This is a genomic window from Congzhengia sp. (genome assembly GCF_037235575.1).
Lineage (GTDB): Bacteria > Bacillota > Clostridia > UBA1381 > UBA9506 > Congzhengia > Congzhengia minquanensis.
On sequence record NZ_JAXUNN010000010.1, the window covers coordinates 1 to 24,389 of the forward strand.

Consider the following 24,389-nt stretch of genomic DNA (forward strand, 5'->3'; position numbering starts at 1 on the left):
CCAACGGGCGCTGCCGTACTCCGCGTCACGCCGGTACTTTTTGGCGTTCTTGCTTTTGAAATAGATCAGCAGCCGGAACGCCAGCGCACCCACGATGCCCACCAGCCAGTCAAAGGGAACAATGCCGGGGGCGAGATCCGCAAAGACCGGGCCAATGGTCTGACCCAGCCCGATCAGCTTATGGGCAAAATCGCTGCCCGCAGCCAGACGATAAGCTGTACCCAGCTTGAGGAACGCCCAGCCGATGAACACATAGGGAATGTTGGGCAGCAGATATTTTCGCAGCTTATCTGTCACCATGGCCCACCTCCTTGCTGCGTTCCTTTTCCCGGACCGGCTGACGCGCCAGCGCCTCGGCGGCCTGTTTGAGCTGTTCACGGATCGGTAGGCGGTTGGATTTTGCTTTGTTCAGCACCATCCGGGAATATTCGGAAAAACAGGCGGTCATGGCGTCCGCCTGTGAGGACTTGAAAAAGAGCAGGTACTTGTCCGGCCCTGTTTTATAAAAGGCGTAGTCAATGCCCCATTTCCGGGCGGCGCGGTCAAACAGCTTCGGCGCTTCGATCTCCACGCTGTTGGTGGCCGCACCGTGCGCCATGAGCTTTTTGACGCTCTGCTTGCCGTGGGGTGTCTGTCTTGCCCGGTATGCCTTGGCGATTTTCCTGCCGATGGGCCGAAGCACATAGGCAAGGCCACGGGCGGTCAGCTTCGTGGCCCGCATCGTGATCGCTATCGTCCGCTGGGACACATCTTCATTGATCAGCTATATCGCCTCCTTCCGCGTCAGGCACTTTGGGACACTTTGTCCCGAAGTGCCGTTATCTTTCCTCCCGGTTACTTTTCTGCTGCTCCTTGAATAGCTGTGGAAAACAGCGCCGGGCGGCCTCCTGGTAATACGCCATCTGCTCCCGGATCGGAACAGGCGGAAAGGCGAACACCCGGTTCTCTTTGGGTATATCCGTTTTCCCGTGGTAGATCTCCTCGAAGCTGTCGCCGGAACGGATCATGTAGCCGCCATTGATATACCGGCCATTTTCATTGATCCGCGCATCCCGCCCATAGGCTTCAAAATCGAAGTAGGGCAGAATGGGCTCCGGCACGTCCAGCATTTCCATATCCTCCACATAGATATGTCCCAGCGTTTCATCGTCGGTGATGCCGCGGTAGAAATCGTAGCAGCCGATGTTATGGACAAGATTGATGAGGTCGCCCACGCTGGCCGTGTGCTCGCCCGCGCTGACGGCGGCGCTGAAAATATCCAGCTCGCTTTCATTCAGCTCAGAGAGCAGGTGGGCAAGATGGTTCAGCTCGTCGATGTCCGCGTATTCACCAAGGCTTTGCGCAAGGCCGGGAATATCTGAAACATATTCCGCCATGAAGTATTCCTCATACCGCAGGCCCTCCACGCCGATGCGCTTCAGCACCGCCTGCACCTCCTCGGTGGCGGTGGGAAACTTCAGCGGCTCGCTCAAAAGCTCACCCTCGTTGTACTTTCCGAGGTTTGTCACATAGGCTTCAAAAATGATGATCAGCACCTCCTCCCAAAACCTCCGCGATCCCCGCCATGATGTACTCGGCGCAGGGCAGCGCGATGGCGTTCCCCAGCGCACGGTAACGGTGGGAGGACAAAATTTCCTCACCGTTCACGCCGTACTTTGTCCAGCCTTCCGGCAGGCCCATGAGCCGCTCACACTCCGTTTCCGTGGGGAAACGGATACAGCCCCCGGCGGGATCGTCCGCATACCAAAAGGCAAAGGGGCTGACATCACTGGCTAAAAGAGTGGGAAAAGGGTCAGTTGGCAGTCCAAAGCTGTTTCGGAACGCTTCGCTTGACCGCTCTTTTGCCGACGCCCGCATACGGAAGCATTGAAAGGGTCGGGTGACTGGTACGCGCCGCCCTGCTTCAATAAAAGAGCCTCGATCTCCGCAGGGGGAGGACAGCCCGCGATCTCCGCAAGGCGCAGAAAATGGCTGCACTGGGCGGGGCTTAAACAGTATTTCGTGGGAACGCCGTCCTCCAAAGTCTGCCACAAGAAAGATTCGCTGCCGTCGTGCCAGCCGGGGCTTTGCCCAATGCTGGGCGTCCATGAGCCGCCATGCGAGATCGGGCGCTCCCCCTCGCACCATGCCGGCTCCTGCCCATCTTCCAGAAGCAGGCATTGGAACATCGGCGGCTGTGAACGCGGATAGGACGGCTCTAAAATCCATCCGGTCATTTGAAGAAAACGCTCCCATGACGTTTTCCCAAACAGCGATAACTGGAAACAGTCCATTGGTCGCCTCCCTCATTTCTCGAATGATGCGGATGGCATGAAAGAACAGGCTGGATTTTTCCCCCGCAAGGCCCGTGCGGTTGCCGATCTGTGAGAGATTTTGACACGGTGAGCCGAAAGTGATGACGTGGACGGGCGGGATCGCCCCGCCGTCCAGCTTTGTCACGTCGCCCAAATGCGCCATGTGGGGGAAGTGGCGGCTGGTGATGGACACCGGCGCTTTCTCGATCTCACTGGCCCATACCGGCTCGACGCCGCAGCGTACAGCCGCCAGCGGGAACACGCCGATCCCGTCAAACAGGCTGCCCAGCCGAAGCTCCGCCATCTTATTTGCGGCCCTGCCCCTTGACGGTCAGGATGCCTTCAAGGGTAGTGGCGGTGATACCCAGCCGCTGGGCCACGGCGATGTCGTTTTTCATGGCCTCGGTGACGGTATGGCCGCAGACCACCAGCACATGGGAACGGCGCAGCAGGTTACGGCTCATGTCGATGCCGTCTTTGTGTTCCTCGGGAATGGCGTCGTTGAGGATCAGGGGCAGGTACAGGGTCGGGCAGATGGGCGAAAAGCCCGCCTTGTAGACGGTGCGGCAATACTTTGCCGCCAGTTCCGCGTTTTCGCAATCGTCGCCGCTCCATGCGGCGGTAATATACGCAAGGGGTCGTTTCATGTTTAGAACCTCCATATTTTATAAATTGTGTTCAGCCCTATCCCCCCGCCCTTTCCCATTCTTGGGAAAGGGGGTGGCTCTGGAGGATATATGCCCCCGCCGCGCCGCCGGGGTTAGCACAGCCGGGACAGGCCGTCAAGGGCTGGCCGCCGCAAACGGCGGTGCGATGCACCCTTGACTGCCCGGCCCGCCCGTGCCGGGGAATGGGCGGCGACGGGGGATATATACCAGCAGAGCCACGGGCAAAAGGGCGTGAAAAAACCTCGGGACAATCTGTCTCGAGGTTTACTTCTCCAGATCCGCTTTCTTTTCAGGCTTGCTCAGCTCGGGCGGCTGCTTGGCCTTCCAGTCATCCAGCAGAGAGATGATCTGCTCTTTCATCTTGGCGGGAGTGACCTCCTTGCCAAAATACTTTTCCAGTTCCGCAGTAGAAATGATCACGCCGCGATCCTCCTTTTTCTTTTCAGATAAGATTCCGTCGATAATGTCGCCGTTGAGCTTGCCCGCCTGGTCCAGTTCCCGCAGCCTTTTCGCCTGTGCGTGGGAGGGCGAGGACTGCTCGCCGTCAATGGAGACGGCGATAAGCCGCTGGTTTTTCGGCTTGATGTAGGAGATCTCCACAGCGGGCATGAAGCCCAGCTTTTTATCATCCACCTTGTTCAGCAGCTCCGGGACAAGGGAGTTGAGCCGGATATAACGCATGACCTTTTTATAGTTCATGCCGTTATTTTCTCCCACGATCTCAACGGAGCGTTTGCCGATGTCGCCGGGGGCTACATTGTCCAGCCGCCCGCCCTGGTGCTTGATGGCCTCCACTTCCAGATCCAGCAGCTTTGCCAGTTCGCTGGGCAGGGGATCGCCGCGCTGCTTGTTGCTGTTTTTCATCTCGCGGACGGCCTCAATGTCGGTCATGTCCCGCACGATACAGGGCAGCTCGTCCAGACCGGCCAGCTCACTGCCGCGATGGCGGCGGTGGCCCGCCACGATCTCATAGCCGCTGCCGTCCTTTTCCGGGCGGACGGTGGCGGGGGTCATAACGCCATGCTCCTTGATGGTACTGACCAAATCGGTCATGGCCGCGTTGTCCTCCACCTTGAACGGGTGGTCCCGGAAGGTATGGAACGGGTGCAGCTCGGAGAGCTTCAGATAGATGACCTTGCCCTCCTCCACAGGGCGTGGCGGGGGCGTCGGCGCTGCCGGAGCCTGCTCCTGCGCGGGAGCAGCGGCGGAAATGCTTCCGCCCTTATCTGCGGTAGCTTTTTCGCTGCCGCTTCGGGACACTTTGTCTCGAGGTTTGGGCGGCGTGGCCTTGTCAGGGGCCGCCTTGTCAGCCTTGGGTGGGCGGCCCCTGCGGGGCGTCGCCGCCTTCGTGTCCTTGTCCTCGGACACAGCCTTTTCCTTCGGGGGACGGCCCCGGCGGGGCTTGGGCTGCTCGGGTTCTGGCTTGGTTTTTTCCTCTTTGCCGCCTTCAGCCGATGGTTCAGGCGGCGATTCCTGTTCCACCTTTTCACGGGCGGCATCGCGGCGCTCCTTCAATAACTCGTCGATCTTTTCAAAAGAAATCACCACGTCGCCGGGGTCCGGCTGGGCAGGGCCGTCATGCACCGGCTGGGAAATATCGCCCGACAAGTCCGGGGCAGGGGCACCGGGGACGTCAGGCGTACTGGCCTCCGGTGCCGCCTGCGGCTCTGACTCCAGAGGGCGCTTTTCTTCTGCCATTTGCTAACCTCCTTAAATTTCATCGTTTTGCACAAAGTTTTCTCCGAAAATTTTGCTATTATTTTTTGAAAATTTTCGCCTCCTTTTCGGGCCATCCACGCAAAAAAGCCGCCCGTTTTCCTCAACGGACGGCTTTCTGCGTAATGTGATAGCTCTGTTTTATTTTCTTCCGGTATTGCAGGCCCCGGAAAGCCTTGATATTACAGCGTTCCTAATAAGAACTAATCATATGGTTACATTTATTCAGCAGTTAGGATTTGCTGTTATTATCGGCTTTTTTTTAGTGTATCAATGGATTACTTTTGAAATGGCAGTACAATCTATTTCTTTATCAACCAATTTTTATTCTTTTGTTAAAAATTTTTTTACAATTGTAACTCAAAAATCCCTGTATATAGAGGCGATAAAAAGAATTTCTGAAGGTATTTCAAGGGATAACAGCGAGCAAGATTATGATAATAGAAAGGAGACCAAAGAAAGGTTAGAAAAAACTGCCTTTTCTGCCTCCAATAGATTTAACATTCGTTCATTATCTTATAGAATAAATAATAAAATCTTTTTTGAAAATATTAATTATCAAATATCCGGTACCGGCATTATTTGGATAAAAGGGCCAAACGGCATTGGTAAAAGCACTTTGTTGCTGTTGCTTTTAGGGGAACTAGATAAAAATGAAGGTGAAATAAATTATGGCGATCAAAAAATATATAGGAGAAATGCTTACAAATGCTTTTCATATTGCCCTCAGGCTCCAGTTATGCTTAATATGTCTTCCAAAATACTAATTGAAATGTTTCCGGAAAGAAAAGAAAAAATTTTGTCGCTTTTAAAAGATTTCAAGATAGAAAATAATCTTTTAAGCCAACCTTTAAAGGATTTATCAGGGGGGCAGCGAAAAAAAATTATGCTTTCCATTTGCTTATCTTCTTCAAATCCCATTTATCTTTTGGATGAACCTGAATCTTCACTTGATGAAGAGGCTATTCGTATCCTGGAAAAATATCTAACAGAGCTAAAAGACAAAAAGCTTATTTTTATAATTTCACATGAAAAAAGTTTAGAATATTTGGCGCGGGAAGTCATTGTCATAAACGAGAAAAGACAGATAGTAAAAAAGGAGGAAATGAGAAATTGAAAAAAGACAATTTAAAAAAAGTCTGGATTATAATGTGGCCTGCGGCTATCTTGTTGTACATAAGTTATTTCTTGTTTTCGTTCTTTTCAGTATATATTGCAAATATTATGGGACAATTTGTCGATCATATTTTGGTTAATAATACGACTTCAGCAAAATCAATGTTGATTCAATTGCTGGCGGCATTTGTAATTAGTATTTTTGTAATGCCTCTACTTGATTTATGGGCAAACATTGCTTCTTTTAGACGAGGTCTAATTCATGATAAAATTATATTAAGTGAGTTTATGAAAAAGAAATTCAGTGATATGCGAACTTTTTCTACTGGCACCGCTTCACGAAGACTTCAGTATGACCCAATTGTTTTTCGAACCAGTGTCGTTATGACTCCTACAAGGTGCGTGGCTTATTTTACAACTCTCATTGTTACAGTTGTACTCATGTTTCAGATGAGCTTTATACAGTCCTTGATTTTGATGTTCTTAGTGGGGCTTTCACTCATTTCTACTTTTACACCATCCAATAAAATGGCTAAATTTGCAGAAGAGAGAAAATGTTATGAAGAAAAAATCAATTCGGATAGATTGGATTTAATTCAGTATAGATCCTTTTTTCATACCTCTCATATAGGCGGCAAAGAAGTCAAATATTTATCCGATTCATTTATTCAAGCATTTCAAAGAATTTTAAAAAGAGAAATTTATTTAATCCAAAGTCTGGATTTTTTTCGGGAACTCATCCTTTTACTTGGAATAATCTTTCTGTTTGTTTGGAAAATATTTTTTGGGGGAGATCTCTCGGTAGGAGAAATGATTACCATGTACTCCTATTTCATATCGATTAAAACACTGACAAATCAAATTTGCGGTCACTTAAAAGATTTTGCCCAAATTCCAAAAGCAATTGCAAGAATAGAAGAGTTAGTCTCGAATAAAGAAAAAAATTATCAAAAATGTTTGCCGAAAGAGTGGAACCAACTTTATTTAAAACATGGATTTTTTTCATATGTTCCTAAAAAAATGATTATTAATGATCTAAGCTTTCGTATTTCAAAAGGAGAATTTGTCCACATTAAGGGACAAAATGGTGCGGGAAAAAGCACTTTAATTAATCTCTTGTGTCAACTGGAAACTTTAGACAAAGGGGAGTTTTATCTTGATAAAATCCCTTTAAAAGCATTTAGTGTAAAAGAACTAAGAAATCAAATTGGCATCATGAATCAATTTCCTGATTTGTTTCCGGGTACTCTTTATGAAAATGTTAGAATAGCTAATTTAAATGCAAACAACTCAGAAATAGCTGCTGTTTTAAATAAAGTTGGTCTTTTAGAAATGAAAAGCAGGGTTCTTACAGGAACACGAGAAGAATTGTCAGGAGGGGAACAAAAAAAATTATCTCTGGCAAGATTGCTCCTAAAAAATAATGAAATCATTATTTTAGATGAACCTTTTGAATTTTTAGATGAAAATGGAAGATTTTTAATAAAAAACTTGCTTTTAGACCAACAAAAAACGAGAATAATAATTTCCCATTCTAATTTAGATTTTATAAATATAAATAGCTTAATAGATATATGAATCGGAGCTAAAGAGGATTTTGCAAAGAAAAAACCTCAGCATGGTTGGCGCGTTTCAAGGCTTTCGCCTGATAGGATTTGAACCTACGGCACCCGGCGTCGGAGATAAATGTTCCTGTAAAATGTTATAAAAACTATATCTTAAAAATGTGTTAACCAAACGGTTTATCAAATATTTTATTTGTTCATTTATAAAACAAAAAAGCGTTATTATTTATAATCGTAATAAATAGGGTAGTCAAATGACTACCCTAAATTGTTTTTCATATACCTCAATTTGTTAATCAGTTTATAAATCATCTGACACATCTGCGCTCTATTCAAAGATTCATCAGGACAAAATTTATCTTCCTCAATCCCATTGATAATTCCTAAAGAATAACAATCTGAATTTCGTTATAGAATTTATCATTATCTGCAATGTCTTTAAAAAGTATTTTTATTAGAGTGGGATTAATCATTTTTTTGTCAAAAAAACGTTTACTCGCTTCTTTGCTTCTATTTTTTTTGTGCAGTTTAACATGGGGGAATAATAATTTTACATGCAATTGTATAAAACTGCAAAATATTTTAAATGATGCTTGACTTTTTATGTGAGGTATGTTAAAATTTAGTTAAATCATAATATGAACTTATGATTATGCCTTAATATTGGAGGCAAGTATGAAGATTAAAGACGGTTTCTTAGTAAAAAAAATAGTGGACGACTATCTTGTTGTCCCCACGGGGGACAATATTGTTGATTTTGCAGTTGCAGTTTCGCTAAATGAGAGCGGGGCATTTTTGTGGGAACAACTCAAATCGGACAGAACGAAAGAAGATTTGGTTCGCGCTTTAATGGCTGAGTATGAAGCGGTTGACAATGCTACTGCCGAAAAGGATGTTGTGGAATTCATCAGCCTTTTAAAGTCGCATGGTTTTCTCAGCGAATAACGGCGAAAAAAGCACTGGAAAGGCGGGTTATCCGTTGAAAAGGGACGGGAATTCGAATAAGTGGATTTTTAATAGGATTCGTTCGTATATCCCAAGATTAATTGTTTTAATTATAATTGTAACCGTCATTTCTTATATCAGCGTCCAGTTCGCCTTAGTTTCAAAAAGCTTGATTGACACAGCAACGAAGCAGACGGAAGGCAGTGTTTTCGGCAGCGCGGTGCGGTTGGGTGTTTTATTAGGAATTCAGCTTGTTTTACAAGTTGTATACATTAGAATACATATTAAAACCAGCGGAAAGCTGGCAATGTCTATACGGACAGACCTTTTTTATTTGCTGATGAAAAAGGATTTTGGCGAGGTTGCCGCAATTCATTCGGGTGAGGTTTTAAACAGGCTGATCAGCGATGTTTCATTGGTTGCAGAGAAAATTACTGAAATTATTCCAAATGTCGTTGCGCTGATATCAACCGTTGTTTTCAGCTTCGTGGCATTGTATGCATTGGACAGGCAATTTGCAATTGCCTGCCTTGCCTTTGGGCCTGTGGTATTGCTCGCAGCTTATATATATAGAAAAAAAATCAAAGATTTGCATATAAAGTGCAGGGAAAGCGACGGTAAGGTCCGCTCATTCCTGCAGGAAACCATTCAAAACTTTTTGGTAATTAAGGCATTTGGCAGGGAAAGAATCATGCGGAGCAAGTCAGAAGAACTCCAGTATGAGAATTTCAGGCTGAACGTAAAACGTTCTACCGTTGGAATTTTGGCAAATGTAATGTTTTTTTTGGCAGTTACAGCAGGCTATTATGCGGCCCTTGCCTGGAGTGTTTACCGGCTCAGCTTAGGGTTAATCACGTTTGGTACGGTAACAGCCGTGCTTGGCTTGGTAGGCCAGCTGCAGTCGCCGTTCCGTGAACTTGCATCTTTGTTTCCACAGTATTTTATGGTTTTAGCGTCGGTAGAACGGCTGATGGAACTGGAGGAATTAAAAGATGAAGTTCCGCAAACAATTTTAAATGAAGAAGAATTAAATCATTTTAAGTGTATCAAGTTCAAAAATGTGGACTTTTCATATAACACAGTAAAGGTTCTAAAACATGTTGATTTAACCGTTAATAAAGGCGAGTTCGTCGCGCTGTGCGGCAGCTCGGGTGCCGGAAAAAGCACGCTGGCAAAACTGATTCTTGCCGTAATAAAACCGGACAGCGGAACAGTTAGCCTTGAGCTTGACGGCGGTGGGGAAATCGCATTTAGCTCCGGTACCAGAAAGCTGTTTTCTTATGTTCCACAAGGAAATATGATTTTATCCGGCACTGTTCGCGACAATATTACCTTTGCTGATGAAAACCCTGTTGAAGAAAAAGTTCTTCGTGCGGTAAAGCTGGCGCAGCTTTCCGAAGCGGTAGAAAAAATGCCAAAGGGGCTTGATACGGTTTTAGGTGAAAAAGGCCACGGCTTGTCCGAAGGGCAGGTTCAAAGAATCGCAATTGCAAGAGCGCTTTATAATGACGCCCCTGTCTTGCTGCTTGACGAAGCCACCTCCTCTTTGGATATTCACACGGAAGAAAAACTGCTTTCTAACTTAAAACAGATGACAGATAAAACCTGTATTGTCGTTTCACATCGCAAAGAAGTGATGGATGCATGCGACAAGACCTATATTTTGCAGGATGGCACACTTGACGTGCTTTGATAAATTATCCCCGGCTTTTAAATTTTAATAAGCAATAAAAGGAGGAAAAGAAATGGTTAAAACAGGGGTATTCAAAAAGATTGCCGCTTTAACCGCAGCTGTTACGCTGGTTGGTTCTTTTGCTGTTGGGGCAAGTGCTGTCGGAATTTCAACTACGACAACATATGTTCAGGGCTCTGAAAACCAGAAAGTTGCAGTAACAGCAACTGTAACCGACGCCGGTAGCGAGGTTGAAGTGACATACTATGCAACCAACAGTTCTGGCGATGTGGTTTATGTTGACCAGGATACGGCGAGCACGGCCGGATCTGCTACATTTAATTATGTAACAGCCGCAGCCAATTTGAAAAGTGATGTAAAGGTTGGCTACACAGGGGCAACAGCAGCAACACCGTCAGATGTTACAGGCTACACAATTACATGCGGCGACAAATCGTCCGTTGTTCCGACAGAAAACGAGGGCGGAACATTTACGTTTGCTTATGCAATGCCAGACGGCAAAGCGTTAGACACGGTTACATCAAACGATGCAACAGTTGTTAGTGCTTCTTACAGCAACGGCACGCTCACGGTTGTCCTTGGCGCTGTAACCACAGACACAACACTTAACGTTGTTCTTAAAGACGCTACTGTATCAAACCCCACAGGCTCTTATATCCAGGGCGCTGCAATCGTGTCTGACGGAATAAATGATGAAGTTACGGAAGGTTCCGGCGATGTAACAAGTGCTGCCGGTAACAGAAAACTTTCAGTCATTGGTCAGGTTAAAGACTCTGATGTATACGGCATTATTGTTTCTGAAGAGGCAATTACTGACGGTAATGTTACAGAGCTTCCTTCAGAAGGTGTGTATCAGGCAAAAGGCAAGAACGCAGATGGTTATTTTGCTGTTCAGCTGATTGACACGGCTACAGAAAATGCAGATTTCATTAAAGCTGGAACACCGTATTATACAGCAATTTATTACGCGACAGAGTATGGTTATACAATTGTTGCTAACACTAATACGGTTACAGCCGTAGCACAGTAATCGGGAGGTAGAGATAATGAAAAGATATGAAAAACCAAGCATAAGTGTAATTGAATTACAGCTTAAAGAGAATATCGCTGCGGTTCCGACTACGGTTTATAAGGGTTCATCAAAATCTGCTGCGGCCAGCAATAGCAGCTTAGTTAGCATGGCGCTTTCTGAAGGCGGTACAGGTCTTGAAAAAGACGGTGACCTGGTAGTCAGCTAACTTTATGTACAAAATCGCAGGTGTAATTGTAAGGCTGGAAGGCTTAAACAGCAGCTACATCAGCCACAGAATGAAAAATTACAAAATTGAGGCGGGGGACAATGTGTCTGCCGACCTCAACATACACTTTAAAGAAAATAACTGCATCGTAGTGCCGGCGGGAAGAGATTTTCGCCGGCTTGATGCATGGTATTGGATTGACAGGGGCAGCGAAGGGTATTCCGCAGTAAAACAGTATTCAAAATATCGTGCGACTCTTATCAGAGCCGACATAGACAGACAGTGTAAAAACGCTGTTATTGAATATGTAGATATTAAGGACCATCTGGATGTTACAACGGATTATCTTCTGCATTTTGTGCTGGGTGATATTTTTGCTTTTTGTCAGACCGAACACCATGCAGCGGTGCTCCATTCGGCGGCTGTTGCATATCAGGGACAAGCCGTTTTGTTTTCCGCTCCTTCAGAAACAGGGAAGTCGACCCATGCCGGGCTTTGGAAACAGTTTTACGGTGACGACGTTACGCTGTTTAACGACGATACGCCGGTGGTGCGAGAGTGTGACGGCAGCTTGTTTGCCTGTGGCTCGCCCTGGAGCGGCAAGACCGAAATTAATGAAAACAGGGAATATCCGCTAAAGGGTATTGTGTTTTTAAAACAGGCACAAACCAACATAATTCGAAAACTGTCAACAGTAGAAGCTGCAGTAAGATTATTGAATGAAACAAGAAAGCCGGTTTTTGAAGCGTTAATGGACAAGCATATGGAAGTTTTAAATAACATTATTACGAAAACGCCTGTTTATGAACTAGGCTGCACCATTTCACGTGAGGCAGTCGATTTGGTAAAAGATACTTTATTTCAGGAGTGATTTTATCGTGAAAAAATCAGTTTCAATGCTCATTTGTTTCATTTTGCTCGTATCGCTTGGAATAAATGTTCATGCAGAAGAATTCAACGATTTGCCTGAAAGCCACTGGGCTTATCAGGATATTATGACATTGGCCGGCGAAGGCACGGTAAACGGCTATGAAGACGGAAGCTTTCAGTCTTCAAAAACAGTGACCCGTGCAGAATTTGTAAAAATGATTGGAAAATGGGACCGGGCTTATGAGGGTACGTTTTCCGACCTTTCTCAAACACATTGGGGCTATGAGTATATTATGTGGTCCGGTTTAGAGCCAGAGGGTAACTATATTTATCCTGACAGGGAAATGCTCCGTAGCGATGTGATTAACTTAATTTGGAAAAGAAACGGCTCGCCTGAAAATAATGACGCGCCGTATGCGATATCAAAACAGGGAACCAACCGGGATGCAACTTCTTGGGGCTATACCATTGGCCTGGTACAGGGCGACGACGGATTTAACCTGCGTTTGGACAAGGCCCTTACGCGGGCAGAGGCCGCAACGTTAATTGTTCGTTCCAGAACAATTATTGCGGAAAACAAGCAATATCATTTTAAAAATGTAGTAAATGAAAATTTGCTTGCACAAACTTTTCATAGTGTATTCCCGGGAATAACCTATGACAAAAATGCTACAATTACCTATGGAGAGCTTGCCCGTGCGGTAATGACGCTCGGTGCAGGCGGAAAGCCAATTTATTATGATAGTTCCAGCCTTGATACACACGATTTGTTTGAGCATGAGTATGCAAAGGATTTGTATGTGCTGGCAAATAAAGTATGGGGCAGTGAATATTACAGTCAGGAGAAAATTGATCAAAACGCGAACCTTCAAGACAGTCTTTCCGGCTTGGTTTACGGCCTGGTGAGAAGAGGTGGCAAAACCGTGAACTTAGGAAAGCTGGACGCGTTTTATGAAGACTGTGTTGATGCGAAAAGCACAACAATGGAAAACCTGTGCCTTTCTTACGCTGCAGCAGGGGGAGTGAAACTGACGGCAGGAGCACGTTTGAGTGCGGAACAGGAAGCAACCCTCGGCGACATTGCGGCGCTTTTGGTTCAGCTTGACGAGGCGGCAGGTTTAGAGTTGGGCTACATAGGTGACGCGATGTATAATGTAAAACTGAATAAAGACCTGTCAGTTTATCCTGCAAATTATGCTGATTATGCTTCCGTTATAGAGGGTGTACCTGTTTCGGTTTATAACTTGAAACAAGAAGCAACGAAGCCTGCGGAATATTACACCAAAGCGAACCAGTGTGCATTTGTTTATACGGCATTTTTAGGCGAGGTTAAAAATATTTTAAAAAGCGAACAGAACGTAAATGTATCCTTTACATTCTATCCTTCTCTAACCTACGAGGAGAATGGAAAAACCGTATTCATTGTCAAATGTACGGCCACCAGCGATACGGTTGATTTAAACAGCGCTTTTTCAAAGTTTTTGAAGGAAAAAACGGACTTAAAAGCAGTGCCGAATAAAGACTTTTTTGTGGCATTTGAAACATATCAGCCTTTGATGGATGTTTACCTCCCCAGCACAGGCGCATTTATTAAATCAATTATCATACCTGACTAAGGAGAAAATTCAGTGGAGAAACAAATAAATTTTATGGATTTGCTGCGGCTCTATTTGCATCGCTGGTGGGTTCTTCTAATTGGAATTTTGGTCGGAGGCATTATTTCCGGTGTGTTTACAGTGTTTTTTGTTACCCCGATGTATGTTTCCGCAGGGTCTATGTACACGGAAAACAGCAACGATGTGGTTGCAAAAGACGTTAAGGACGTTAATTTAAATACCCTAATGGTCCGCAAGGAACTTGTGCAGACATATGCGGAGGTTTTAACCAGCAACGTTTTTTTAAAAAAGGTTGCCGCTGAAAGCGGGCTGGGTTATACCCATGAGCAACTGCTGAGCATGATTACCATGTCGTCAAAAAATGATACAGAAATACTGGTTATCAGCGTAGAGTCGCCGAATCCGCAGCACGCCTATATTATTGCGCAGGTAATAACAAATTTGGCGGAGGATCAAATCAGTTCAGTTGTGGAAGGCGGAAGTGTTAAGCTTTTGGACGAGCCTGAATATCCGCAGACGTTTTCTTCTCCTAATATTGGAAACAATGTGAAAACCGGTATGCTGGTGGGCTTGTTATTAAGTATGATTGCTGTATTTCTTGTAGAAATGCTGGATAATAAGGTAAAAGATGCAGAGTTTATTGCAAAGCAGTTTCAGCTCCCGGTTTTAGGCGAAATTCCGTATTTTGTAAACGACAGCAAAAAAGACGAGCCGGCTTTTAAAAAAGCTTAAAATCAATTTGCAGACAGGTTACCGCCAGGCGGTAGCCTGTTTGGTTTTTACTTACGCAATTGTTTTGATTGAAAGGACACCAATATGCTGAAAAAAAGTATTTTATGGATTTTTGTCATTTTTATTTCTGTTCAAATTTTTTCCTTTTCTAGCGCTACCGCAGCACAATCGAACAGCACGAGCAAAAAGGTGACAGAAGTGGTAGTAGAAGTTGTAAAAAAAACACGCAGCGTTCCAAAAGCAAAAGAAGCAACCTTGTTTGAGACATGCCATAAAATTGTTCGGAAAACCGCACATTTCTCTGAGTTTATGCTGCTGGCACTTTTTGTTGCAGCTTTGTGCAGAAGCTATCGTTTTAATATGCACGTCACACTGATCATTTCTTTATTATATCCGCTTTTGTTTGCTGCGGCTGACGAGTTTCATCAGCTGTTTGTGGATGGAAGGAGCGGGCAGATAACCGATGTGCTGATTGATTTTTCAGGGGCATTGACAGGCACTTTAGCCTTTGTACTTTGTCGCTTTATCCTGTTACATATCCGTAGGAAAAAAAGCTCATAAATTCATCATTTTAGATTTTTTTACTTTTAACATTTTGTTCATACCAACGTAAAAAAGATGGTTTATTATATAGATATACCAACAAAAGACAAATATTATTTTAAATCTTTATACGGAGGTAACGACTATGGAAGATTATAACAAATTTGGCGCAAACAATTCAGAAAACCATGAAGATGATGTGAATAAAACCGTATACGGCGAAAATCCTGTGAATGTGGAGGAATGTCAACCTGAAGCTGCCAGCCAATCGGACAACGCGGAGAACCACGAAGGTTATCAGTGGCACGAAGACGATTTTGAACCGGTTATGTGCGGAACGGTGACGGATAAACACGCGTTATCGGTTTACCGGCCAAAAGTAAAAAAACATCCATTTAAAAATCCAATTTTTGTTACAGTTGTCAGCGCTGTTGTAACGTCGCTTTTGTGTTTCAGTATTTTTGCAATTTCCTTTGATGCATTTACAGGCGGCGATTCTGATAAAAAACCAGCAAGCAACACCCTGTCCATAGCAAACAGCGGTCCGGAAGATTCCGTTAAGAACACCGCAACCACAGCGTCTAGCGGACAAATGGCAATTCCAGACATATACGACAAGGTTTCCCCGGCAGTTGTGAGCATTATTTCAACATCGAAAGCAAACGGCTCGTATCTGCAGAGTTCCACTGCAACCAGCAGCGGTTCCGGCGTGATTTTAACGTCTGATGGATATATTGTAACCAACAACCACGTTATCGACGGTGCGGCAATTATCACCGTGAAAACAACTGCAAATCAGACCTTTGACGCCCAGGTAGTTGGGAAAGATGAAAGAACAGACCTTGCGGTTTTAAAGGTAGAGTCTGACAAAGAACTGCCATATGCAGAGTTGGGCGATTCATCCTCACTGCGCGTGGGCGACATGGCTTTGGCCATTGGCAATCCGCTTCAAGAGGCGTTAGCCAGCACGCTGACAGTGGGTTATATCAGTGCAATCAACAGAACAATGGTGATAGATGGCAGACAGATGACCATGCTCCAGACCGACGCGGCGATTAACCCCGGAAATTCCGGCGGCGCACTTATCAACGTTTACGGCCAGGTTATTGGCATTAACACGGCAAAATCTACCGGATATGATGTGGAAGGTCTCGGATTTGCTATTCCGATAAACGAAGCAATTCCTGTAATTGAATCAATTATTGAGCACGGTTATGTTACCGGCCGGCCGGTAGTTGGTTTAACGGGTATGGACGTTACCGAGCAAATTGCAAAAGCCAACAATCTGCCTATCGGCGTTTATGTCCGCCAGGTTACAGAGGGCGGAGCTGCTGACCTAGGCGGCATTAAGGCTGGCGACGTCATTTTAAAGTTTGACGGCAAAGAGGTTAAAAGTATTGACGAAATTAACGGCATTCGGGACGACCACAAGGCCGGTGATAAAATAGAAATTGAAGTTTCGCGGAACGGCGAAAAACACAGCTTCACTATTGAACTGCAGGAAGAAAAGCCTGTTGATGAAAACGCACAGAACGAACAACAGAATTCTCAGCAGGAAGGCCAGCAGGGCGGACAGCAGTATCAGTTCCCGTCTGATTTCTTCTCCTGGTTTGGCTGGTAAAATTCGTCTATCCTTTCATTTTAGATAGAACCCCCCTCCTTCTATTTTTACAGAGATTATCCAAAAAGGGACAGTGCCACATGCTTGCGGCGCTGTTTCTTTTTGTCTTTATACAATCTTTATGTTTTCCTTGACAAACGGGAAACGTTCATATATAATGAACAACGGACGGGAAGTTTTGTTAGGAGGATGTAAATGGACATCACAGAACGGCTTTTTAACCGGCGCTGGGGCGTTTTTACCCACTTTTTATATGGTGAGCCCGGATCGCAGATACCTACGGAGCAGGTGCGCCGCGACTGGAACCTGGCAGTAAACAATTTTGATACGGAAAAACTGGCGCGACAGCTTAATGATGTTGGCGCCGGCTATTATTTTATTACGATAATGCAGGGGCAAAAGTATATGATTGCGCCCAATGAAACGTTTGACAGAATTTGTGGCACACAGCCAGGAGAGGCGTGCGCAAAGAGGGATTTAGTTTTAGATTTGTATCAATCCCTTTCCAAGTATGACATTGATTTGTGCCTTTACTACACCGGGGACGGCCCATGGAAAGACAAGGTCTGCGGCCCGAAATTTGGCCTGTCTGACCCGCGGGGCAGTGTAACTGCAGATTTTGTGGAAAAATGGTCGTCTGTGCTGGCGGAATATGCCCAGCGTTACGGCGATAAAATCAAAGCCTGGTGGATAGACGGCTGTTATGACTGGTTAGGATATAACAACGATACTATAAAGCTTTATTATGATGCAATAAAAAAGGCAAATTCTAAGGCTATTGTTACCTTTAACAATGGTGTACAGGAAAGTTGTTATAAATGGTTTTGTGATGAAGACTATACGGCAGGCGAGTTTAACGATTTAAATGTTATTCCCACCCAAGCGTTTTACGGAGGCTCCCGCGCACATATTTTAGCGCCTTTAGGAGCAAAACTGTGGCGCAGCAGGGGCGTGACACACGACAATGCATATTTGAAAGACTATGTAAAAAATGTAAACTGTGCCGGCGGTTTTGTAACCATTGATATCTATATTGACCACAGCGGAAATCTTGATGAAGAACAGTTAAATACCATCAGGGGATTATAAATTTTTAGAAAATTTATTAAAAATGAAATTTATTATATCAGTATTTTTTCGGAGGCGTTAACGTGTCTAAAAGAGAAAATCAAAACGTCGAAAATGGATTGCAGATTATTATTGTAGGTTGCGGAAAGGTAGGCAGTACGCTGGTGGCCCGTCTTTGTGACGAAGGGCACGACGTTACCGTAATCGACAAAAACCATTTTGTAATTCAGGGTATTTGTGAAACCTACGATGTTTTGGGGATAATTGGAAACGGTTCCAGCTACCAGGTGCAGATGGAAGCGGGAATTGAAGATGCAGATTTAATCATCGCCGTAACAGATTCCGACGAACTGAATCTGCTTTGCTGTACCATTGCGAAAAAGGTAGGCCGGTGCTCGGCTATTGCCAGGGTGAGAAACCCGGACTACAGCGAGGAGCTTTACTATCTGCGGGACAAGCTAGGCCTTTCGATGATAATCAATCCCGAGCTTGAGGCGGCGAATGAAATCGCACGCCTTTTGCGTTTTCCAACAGCACTTTCCATCAATGCCTTTGCCAAAGGGCAGGTGGAAATGATTAAGTTTAAGCTTCCGGAAGGCAACGTGTTGGCTGGAAAGGCGCTATCAAAACTGCAGCAGAAAGACCAGATTTTGATTTGCGCTGTGGAGCGGGACGGACGACTGGTAATTCCAGACGGCAACTTCATTTTAGAAGCGGGGGATATTGTTTCGTTTATTTCAACGGTGAAGAATGCCCACGTCTTTTTTAAAAAGATTGGTCTAAAAACCCACCGCGTTTCCAACGCAATGATTATCGGCGGCGGAAAAACCTCTTACTATCTGGCAAAACAGCTGATAGAGATGGGCATTGAGGTAAAAATTATTGAGCTGGACATGAAACGCTGCGAGGAACTGAGTTTGCTGTTAGACGACGCAATTATTATTTGCGGCGACGGTGCCGACGAAAAACTGTTAACCCGTGAGGGGCTAGACCAAACAGAATCCTTTATCCCGCTTACCGGTTTGGACGAGGAAAATATTCTGCTCACTCTCCACGCAAAACGGAACCCGAACATAAAAGTTATCACAAAGGTGAACCGAATTGCTTTCGACAGCGTAATCGACAGCTTAGAGCTGGGAAGCGTGGTATATCCGAAGTATATTACAGCAGAAACCATTATCGCCTATGTGCGGGCAAAACAAAACTCCATTGGCAGCAACATTGAAACCCTTTACCATATTTTTGACGACCGGGCAGAGGCAATTGAGTTTAAAATTGAAAAAGATTCGCCTTTGGCCGGAATTCCGCTAAAAAAGCTGCGGCTGAAGAAAAATTTATTAATTGCAAGCATCGCGCGGCAGGACAAGGTGATTATACCCAATGGCGACGATAAAATTCAAATCGGCGACAAGGTGGTTGTGGTCACAATGCAGGCAGGCTTTCGCGATATCAGCGATATTTTACAAATTTAAGTTGAGGGAATCAAATGAATGTTCGAGCAATTATCTATATTTTGGGCTGGATATTGAACATGGAAGGCGCGTTTATGCTGCTGCCTTTTATTGTTTCTTTACTGTATGGAGAGCAAGAAGGTATCGCTTTTTTGCTTGTTGCGGTGCTTTGTATTTTAATTGGAACGCTGACAGTTTTAAAAAAGCCGCGGAACATGGTGTTTTTTGAAAAAGAAGGCTTCGTGACCGTGGCTTTTAGCTGGATTATGTTAAGTATTTTTGGCGCGCTGCCCTTTTGCATCAATGGGGACATTCCCAATTTTACCGATGCGCTGTTTGAAACCGTTTCAGGGTTTACCACTACGGGGGCAAGCATTTTAACCAATATTGAGGCAATGTCCCGTTGCGGCCTCTTTTGGCGCAGCTTTACCAACTGGGTGGGCGGCATGGGCGTTTTGGTGTTTCTGCTGGCGATTATGCCACTTACGAAAGGCGGCTCGCCAATTCATCTTTTACGGGCAGAAAGTCCCGGCCCATCTGTTGAGCGTCTGCTTCCCAAAGTGCAAAACACGGCATTAATACTTTATGTAATGTATTTTGTGCTGTCGCTGGCGGAATTTATTTTGCTTATTTTAGGCAAAATGCCAGCGTTCGATGCAATTACCGCTGTGTTCGGAACGGCCGGTACCGGCGGGTTTGCAGTTAAAAATGCCAGTTTTGCCGATTATTCGCCCTACATTCAATGGGTGGTTGCGGTGTTTATGATGTTGTTTGGCGTTAACTTTGGCATGTATTTTTTGCTGTACTTAAAAAAGTGGGGTAAGGCCGTCCGGTTTGAGGAGGCAAGGTATTATTTTTTGATCATAATTGCAGCCACAGTTATCATATTTTTTAATATCTATCCTGTGGAAAACAGCATTGAAAGCACTCTTCGGCACGCCTTTTTCCAGGTGTCGTCCATCATCACCACAACGGGTTTTGCCACCATCAATTTTGATTTGTGGCCTGCGGCCTCAAAAGCAATTTTGGTAACGCTGATGTTTGTGGGGGCTTGTGCAGGAAGTACCGGCGGCGGTATAAAAGTTTCCAGAATTATGATTTTGTTTAAAACAGTAAAAAAGGAACTGATGATTCAGATTCATCCCGGCAGCGTAAAAAAAATTAAGGCCGAGGGGAAAATGGTGAATCACGAGGTTCAGCGGTCTATTAACGTGTTCTTTGTAGCATATATTTTAATCTTCATCGCTTCGGTGCTGCTGCTTTCTTTCGAAAACCAGGATTTGGTGACCACTTTTACTGCGGTAGCCGCTACGCTGAACGATGTGGGCCCCGGAATGGCAGCGGTTGGTCCCAGCGGAAACTTTTCCTTTTTCTCGCCGTTTTCAAAATATGTGTTGATGTTCGACATGCTGGCGGGAAGGCTTGAGCTTTATCCGATGCTGATGATTTTTCATCTTGGTATGTGGAGATCCAGCCTGGGGCCGGCAATGAAACGGCGTGTTACACGCATTAAAAATATCAATAGCAGGGGATGATTCATTTGACGCTGACTGATCGGATAGACGAATTTCTTGCAGTTCACAAAAGCGAGATTATTCATGATTTAAAACATTTAATTCAAATACCCTCGGTAAAAGAAGCGGCGGCGCCCTGCGCGCCGAACGGCGCACCCTGTGCCATGGCATTAAATGCTTCTGCTAAACTTTTTCAGCGTATGGGACTAAAAACTAAGATTTTTGAAAACAGCGGATATGCATTGGCAGAGTTCGGCCAGGGGGACAAAACAATCGGTCTTTTCTCCCACTGCGACGTGGTGCCTGCAGGAGGCGGCTGGATTTACACAGAACCCTTTGTTCCAATTGAAAAAAGTGGTTTTATTGTGGGCAGGGGTGCAGAGGATAACAAATCTGGCGTGGTTGCTTCGGTCTATGCGGTGAAAGCAATTCAGGAGCTGGGGTTTTCTTTAAACAGCAAGCTTGCTGTGTTTGTGGGTTCTGATGAAGAAAGCGGAATGGGCGATGCCGACGCCTTTGTAAGGGAACAAAACATGCCGGATATGTCCTTAGTTCCGGACAACTCGTTCCCTGTTTATGTAGGGGAAAAGGGCACAATGCGCTTTTTTGCGCAGTGCGGTGATCAGTTTCAGCAAGTGCGCAGTGTCAGCGGCGGCTCGGCCTTTAACGTAGTTTTAGATGAGGTTTGCGTGACCATAACTTATACAGACGCGCTGCAAAAGGAATTAACAGAACGGGCGGAACAGAATGGAAAAATTCAGATAAAGCAGAGGGGCAACGAGCTGATTTTAACGGCAATGGGCGTTTCAAAACACGCCTCTGCTCCCGAAGGCTCGGAAAATGCGCTGTTTTGTGCGGCAAACTTTTTAAAAAGCTGTTCTGAATTGCCCCAGGCGGACAGAAATATTTTCAGCGCAGTTACAGAACTTTTAAAGGGGTTTTATGGAGAGCCATTTGGCATTGAGCACCAGGATAAAAATTTTGGCAGGCTCACCTGCGCCAACGGAATTGCAAAAATGAACAATGGACGGTTAGCGTTAAGCTTTGATATCCGCTACGGAACAGAAGCTGACGGCAAAACCATTATTGATAACATCAACCGTGTGCTTACAAGCAAAAATTGGGGCATGACGGAACTGGAAAACAGAGCGGGTTTTAACAATGATGCGGAAAAAGAAGTTGTAAATGCCCTGCTTGCCGCCTATCAAACGGTAAGCGGCGACTATGGAGCAAAGCCGCAATACAGCGCCGGCGCAACCTATGCGGCACATTTAAAAAATGCTTTCAGCGTGGGGACCTGTGCTCCTTATAAATTTAAGCTGCCTGAAACTTTACCTCAGGGGCATGGCGGAATTCACCAGAAGGACGAAATGCTGCACATAGCGGGATTTTTAGAGGGAATTAAAATTTTAATTTTGATGATTCTAAACGCTGATAAAGCAATTCATAAATAAAAACCGGGGATTTTTCCCCGGTTTTTATTACATGAGGGGCGCAAACAGGCGGACAACTTTCTGCACAAAAGATTTTATGCGCCCGCAGGCGCAGTCCTCCGGCAAAATTTCACCGCTTGACCTTAACATGTTCAAAAAGTCGTCCCGCATCTGGTTCACAGCAGAACTGTTTAGCAGCAGAACGCCGCATTCAAACTGCAGGTAAAGGCTTCTGTAATCTAAGTTAGCTGAGCCGACCACTGCCACCTGGTCGTCGGAAACAATAGTTTTTGCATGAACAAAGCCGCTGGTAAACTCATAAATTTTTACACCCTCGTCTAACAGCGTCTTATAATAAGACTGGGTTGTGAAATGAACAACGCGCTTGTCCCAGATGTGGGGCGTTAAAATCCGCACGTCCACGCCGCTTTTTGCGGCTAGCGTCAGTGCAGTTACCATATTGTCATCGATAATCAGATAGGGCGTGGTGATATATACATAGTCTTTCGCGTTGTTTATAATCTGAAGATAAACCTGTTCGTAAACGTTTTCTAAATCCATGGGGCTGTCTGCAAAGGGAACCACAATGCCGTCGTCTGCAATGTCGCAGGCTGTTTCGTTCCAGGGATAAAACGCCTCATAATTCTCCTGCTGCTGGGTGCACACCGACCACTGCTGCAAAAAGATTAAAGCAAAGCTCCACGCTGCGTCACCTGTTACTTTCACTGCCGTATCCTTCCAATAACCAAATTTTTCAATTTCATTGATATATTCGTCTGCCAGATTATTGCCGCCTGTAAAAGCAGTTTTTCCGTCAATCACTGCAATTTTACGGTGGTCTCGGTTGTTCTGGCTGGTGGTCAGTAGTGGCTTGAAGGGGTTAAAAACCGCACAGGATATGCCCTTATTCTTTAGAGTCTGACAATAATTTTTCGGCAAAATCCAAAAACAGCCAAAGTCGTCGTAAATAATCCGCACGTCTACGCCGCATTTCGCCTTTTCTTCTAAAATATCTAAAATGGTGTTCCACATTTTCCCCTGATGGATAATAAAATATTCCAAAAAAATATATTTTTCCGCTTTTTTCAGCTCTGCTATGAGATGCTCAAACATATCCTCCCCGGTTGGAAGATATTGCGTTTTTGTGCGACCAAACGCAGGAAAACCCGCATAGGACTCTAAATAGCGGATTTGAGGCTTAAAGTTGCTGGGTACCTCGCCCTGGTATGTGTTTTCAGGAAGCCGAAACAGCCCGCGGGTTTTGGCATAGGTTTTTTTCAAAATTCTTTTGATACGTCTGGTGGAGGACTGGTTTGTAAAAAACAAATAGAACAATCCGCCGAACAATGGGAACAGCAAAATTAAAAACACCCAGGTAAATTTATAAGCGCCTTTAAAGCGCTGCATGACAAGGCAAAGCGCCACATAAATGCTGACGGCAACAAAGACCCAATGAAGCACAATAAAATATTTGCTGGTGAATGCTGTTAAAAAAATTAAAAAGGCAATTTGCACCAGCAGCATTAAAATGATTAACAGACGTTTGCGAAACAGCGGCCCAAACCAGCTGTGCCGCATGCGATTATTTTTCGTTCCCATATTGTTTTTTCCTTTTCTGATAGAGTGCGTTTCCGATAAAAGAAGCGGCAGAAAGCAACAGTGCAATGCTCAGCGATATAATAAATGTGGGGGAGGTTGGGTCTGTGATGCTCGTTCCCGCAATGGTTGCCGCAATAACGCCTGGAAGCACGCCGGCAAGGCTTCCGGTCATAAACTTCATAAAATCGGTTTTCACCGAGCCCAAATACATGCTGACCAGGTCGACGGGTAAAAACCCAATAATGCGAAGAAAAAAGGAAATGAAAAAATCACTGCCGCGCTGTTTTTCAATCATGTCTGCCACCTTTGGGTGTTTGTCCAAAAGCTTTGTCACCATTGCCGCGCCGGAATAATAGCCAATGGCGTAGGGCAGCGCAAATGCCACCGCCATGCCTGCAATGTTTAACAAAACCGCCCAAAAGGACTGGAATAACAGCCCCACTGCCACTTGCAGCACAATGACGGGAAAGAACACAGAAAGGCTTTTTAATGCGTATAAAATTAAAATAAACAGCACAATAAAAATCGGCGTGGAAGGGGAGTGGGATAAAATATCCTCTGGCGAAAACTTGCCGCCGGACACAAAAAGGAAAACCACCGCAGCCAGCGTCAGAACGACGGGAAGCGTGCGCAGGACGTTTAAAACCATTTTATTTTCAAAAAACTTTTTCAATTTAATTCCTCCGAACCGGCGGCTTCCATTACTG

At 45.2% G+C, this 24,389-nt stretch carries 22 protein-coding genes and 2 pseudogenes; 15 read left to right on the top strand and 9 right to left on the bottom strand.

Translation table 11 applies throughout. From position 1 onward, the window contains the following. The 7 genes and pseudogenes from WIG73_RS01395 to WIG73_RS01425 form a co-directional block, all read right to left on the bottom strand. Positions 1 to 300 (bottom strand): annotated as a pseudogene (locus WIG73_RS01395) (type IV secretory system conjugative DNA transfer family protein); the annotation flags it as partial. Continuing rightward, positions 287 to 682 carry a PcfB family protein gene (locus WIG73_RS01400; protein WP_337399012.1) on the bottom strand — a complete coding sequence of 132 codons (396 nt, stop codon included), beginning with the start codon at positions 680 to 682 and terminating at the stop codon, positions 287 to 289. The pseudogene WIG73_RS01395 and the gene WIG73_RS01400, both read right to left, overlap by 14 nt. A gap of 136 nt (positions 683 to 818) precedes the next feature. Continuing rightward, positions 819 to 1,535, bottom strand: a complete 717-nt coding sequence (locus WIG73_RS01405; protein ID WP_337398975.1) for an antirestriction protein ArdA — start codon at positions 1,533 to 1,535, stop codon at positions 819 to 821. After that, positions 1,516 to 2,031 (bottom strand): hypothetical protein, encoded by a 516-nt coding sequence (locus WIG73_RS01410; RefSeq protein ID WP_337399013.1) that lies wholly within the window; start codon positions 2,029 to 2,031, stop codon positions 1,516 to 1,518. The genes WIG73_RS01405 and WIG73_RS01410 overlap by 20 nt, the downstream gene beginning before the upstream one ends. 201 nt (positions 2,032 to 2,232) lie before the next feature. Next, a pseudogene (locus WIG73_RS01415) lies at positions 2,233 to 2,598 on the bottom strand (DNA cytosine methyltransferase); the annotation flags it as partial. 1 nt (position 2,599) lies between these two features. Next, complete coding sequence (locus tag WIG73_RS01420) at positions 2,600 to 2,941, bottom strand: hypothetical protein (protein WP_157012648.1); 342 nt, start codon at positions 2,939 to 2,941, stop codon at positions 2,600 to 2,602. 285 nt (positions 2,942 to 3,226) lie between these two features. Continuing rightward, positions 3,227 to 4,660 (bottom strand): ParB/RepB/Spo0J family partition protein, encoded by a 1,434-nt coding sequence (locus WIG73_RS01425; protein ID WP_337398976.1) that lies wholly within the window; start codon positions 4,658 to 4,660, stop codon positions 3,227 to 3,229. A gap of 229 nt (positions 4,661 to 4,889) precedes the next feature. On the opposite strand from WIG73_RS01425, the gene WIG73_RS01430 reads away from it, so the two are divergent. The 15 genes from WIG73_RS01430 (at position 4,890) to WIG73_RS01500 (ending at position 22,104) form a co-directional block, all read left to right on the top strand. Further along, positions 4,890 to 5,795: an ATP-binding cassette domain-containing protein gene (locus WIG73_RS01430; RefSeq protein ID WP_337398977.1), complete on the top strand. Its 906-nt coding sequence runs from the start codon at positions 4,890 to 4,892 to the stop codon at positions 5,793 to 5,795. Further along, the gene (locus WIG73_RS01435; protein ID WP_337398978.1) at positions 5,792 to 7,372 is read left to right on the top strand and encodes an ABC transporter ATP-binding protein; all 1,581 of its coding nucleotides are present in this window, start codon (positions 5,792 to 5,794) and stop codon (positions 7,370 to 7,372) included. Before WIG73_RS01430 ends, WIG73_RS01435 begins: the two co-directional genes overlap by 4 nt. 662 nt (positions 7,373 to 8,034) lie before the next feature. Continuing rightward, entirely contained in the window at positions 8,035 to 8,304 is a 270-nt protein-coding gene (locus WIG73_RS01440) for a PqqD family protein (RefSeq protein WP_177679299.1), read from the top strand. A 34-nt stretch (positions 8,305 to 8,338) separates the two neighbouring features. Beyond that, a complete protein-coding gene (locus WIG73_RS01445) occupies positions 8,339 to 9,997 on the top strand; it encodes an ABC transporter ATP-binding protein (protein ID WP_337398979.1) in 1,659 nt (552 codons plus the stop codon). A gap of 52 nt (positions 9,998 to 10,049) precedes the next feature. Further along, complete coding sequence (locus tag WIG73_RS01450) at positions 10,050 to 11,027, top strand: hypothetical protein (RefSeq protein WP_337398980.1); 978 nt, start codon at positions 10,050 to 10,052, stop codon at positions 11,025 to 11,027. A gap of 16 nt (positions 11,028 to 11,043) precedes the next feature. After that, entirely contained in the window at positions 11,044 to 11,235 is a 192-nt protein-coding gene (locus WIG73_RS01455) for a hypothetical protein (RefSeq protein ID WP_177679800.1), read from the top strand. 4 nt (positions 11,236 to 11,239) lie between these two features. Then, positions 11,240 to 12,106 (top strand): hypothetical protein, encoded by an 867-nt coding sequence (locus tag WIG73_RS01460; protein WP_337398981.1) that lies wholly within the window; start codon positions 11,240 to 11,242, stop codon positions 12,104 to 12,106. 7 nt (positions 12,107 to 12,113) lie between these two features. Beyond that, the gene (locus tag WIG73_RS01465) at positions 12,114 to 13,721 is read left to right on the top strand and encodes an S-layer homology domain-containing protein (protein ID WP_337398982.1); all 1,608 of its coding nucleotides are present in this window, start codon (positions 12,114 to 12,116) and stop codon (positions 13,719 to 13,721) included. Between the two features lie 12 nt (positions 13,722 to 13,733). Beyond that, on the top strand, positions 13,734 to 14,453 hold the full coding sequence (locus WIG73_RS01470; RefSeq protein WP_337398983.1) for a Wzz/FepE/Etk N-terminal domain-containing protein: 720 nt from the start codon (positions 13,734 to 13,736) through the stop codon (positions 14,451 to 14,453). Positions 14,454 to 14,537: 84 nt separating this feature from the next. After that, positions 14,538 to 15,014, top strand: coding sequence for a VanZ family protein (locus WIG73_RS01475; RefSeq protein WP_337398984.1), 477 nt, complete (start codon positions 14,538 to 14,540; stop codon positions 15,012 to 15,014). Positions 15,015 to 15,141: 127 nt separating this feature from the next. After that, complete coding sequence (locus WIG73_RS01480) at positions 15,142 to 16,617, top strand: trypsin-like peptidase domain-containing protein (RefSeq protein ID WP_337398985.1); 1,476 nt, start codon at positions 15,142 to 15,144, stop codon at positions 16,615 to 16,617. A gap of 195 nt (positions 16,618 to 16,812) precedes the next feature. Continuing rightward, positions 16,813 to 17,706, top strand: a complete 894-nt coding sequence (locus WIG73_RS01485; protein ID WP_337398986.1) for an alpha-L-fucosidase — start codon at positions 16,813 to 16,815, stop codon at positions 17,704 to 17,706. 62 nt (positions 17,707 to 17,768) lie between these two features. Beyond that, entirely contained in the window at positions 17,769 to 19,157 is a 1,389-nt protein-coding gene (gene trkA / locus WIG73_RS01490) for a Trk system potassium transporter TrkA (RefSeq protein ID WP_337398987.1), read from the top strand. Between the two features lie 14 nt (positions 19,158 to 19,171). Further along, positions 19,172 to 20,671, top strand: coding sequence for a TrkH family potassium uptake protein (locus tag WIG73_RS01495; protein WP_337398988.1), 1,500 nt, complete (start codon positions 19,172 to 19,174; stop codon positions 20,669 to 20,671). Between the two features lie 5 nt (positions 20,672 to 20,676). Beyond that, complete coding sequence (locus WIG73_RS01500; RefSeq protein WP_337398990.1) at positions 20,677 to 22,104, top strand: Sapep family Mn(2+)-dependent dipeptidase; 1,428 nt, start codon at positions 20,677 to 20,679, stop codon at positions 22,102 to 22,104. A 27-nt stretch (positions 22,105 to 22,131) separates the two neighbouring features. Here the strand turns inward: WIG73_RS01500 and cls are convergent, their stop codons facing one another. Continuing rightward, a complete protein-coding gene (cls, locus tag WIG73_RS01505) occupies positions 22,132 to 23,682 on the bottom strand; it encodes a cardiolipin synthase (protein ID WP_337398991.1) in 1,551 nt (516 codons plus the stop codon). Beyond that, positions 23,666 to 24,355, bottom strand: a complete 690-nt coding sequence (locus WIG73_RS01510) for a VTT domain-containing protein (RefSeq protein ID WP_337398992.1) — start codon at positions 24,353 to 24,355, stop codon at positions 23,666 to 23,668. Before WIG73_RS01510 ends, cls begins: the two co-directional genes overlap by 17 nt. Positions 24,356 to 24,389: the final 34 nt, after the last annotated feature.

Coding starts and splice junctions, on each gene's coding strand:
- WIG73_RS01420 (WP_157012648.1), bottom strand. CDS start 2,941: ATGAAACGACCCCTTGCGTATATTACCGCCGCATGGAGCGGCGACGAT.
- WIG73_RS01455 (WP_177679800.1), top strand. CDS start 11,044: ATGAAAAGATATGAAAAACCAAGCATAAGTGTAATTGAATTACAGCTT.
- WIG73_RS01440 (WP_177679299.1), top strand. CDS start 8,035: ATGAAGATTAAAGACGGTTTCTTAGTAAAAAAAATAGTGGACGACTAT.
- WIG73_RS01495 (WP_337398988.1), top strand. CDS start 19,172: ATGAATGTTCGAGCAATTATCTATATTTTGGGCTGGATATTGAACATG.
- WIG73_RS01460 (WP_337398981.1), top strand. CDS start 11,240: ATGTACAAAATCGCAGGTGTAATTGTAAGGCTGGAAGGCTTAAACAGC.
- WIG73_RS01475 (WP_337398984.1), top strand. CDS start 14,538: ATGCTGAAAAAAAGTATTTTATGGATTTTTGTCATTTTTATTTCTGTT.
- WIG73_RS01425 (WP_337398976.1), bottom strand. CDS start 4,660: ATGGCAGAAGAAAAGCGCCCTCTGGAGTCAGAGCCGCAGGCGGCACCG.
- WIG73_RS01450 (WP_337398980.1), top strand. CDS start 10,050: ATGGTTAAAACAGGGGTATTCAAAAAGATTGCCGCTTTAACCGCAGCT.
- WIG73_RS01430 (WP_337398977.1), top strand. CDS start 4,890: ATGGTTACATTTATTCAGCAGTTAGGATTTGCTGTTATTATCGGCTTT.
- cls (WP_337398991.1), bottom strand. CDS start 23,682: ATGGGAACGAAAAATAATCGCATGCGGCACAGCTGGTTTGGGCCGCTG.
- WIG73_RS01480 (WP_337398985.1), top strand. CDS start 15,142: ATGGAAGATTATAACAAATTTGGCGCAAACAATTCAGAAAACCATGAA.
- WIG73_RS01485 (WP_337398986.1), top strand. CDS start 16,813: ATGGACATCACAGAACGGCTTTTTAACCGGCGCTGGGGCGTTTTTACC.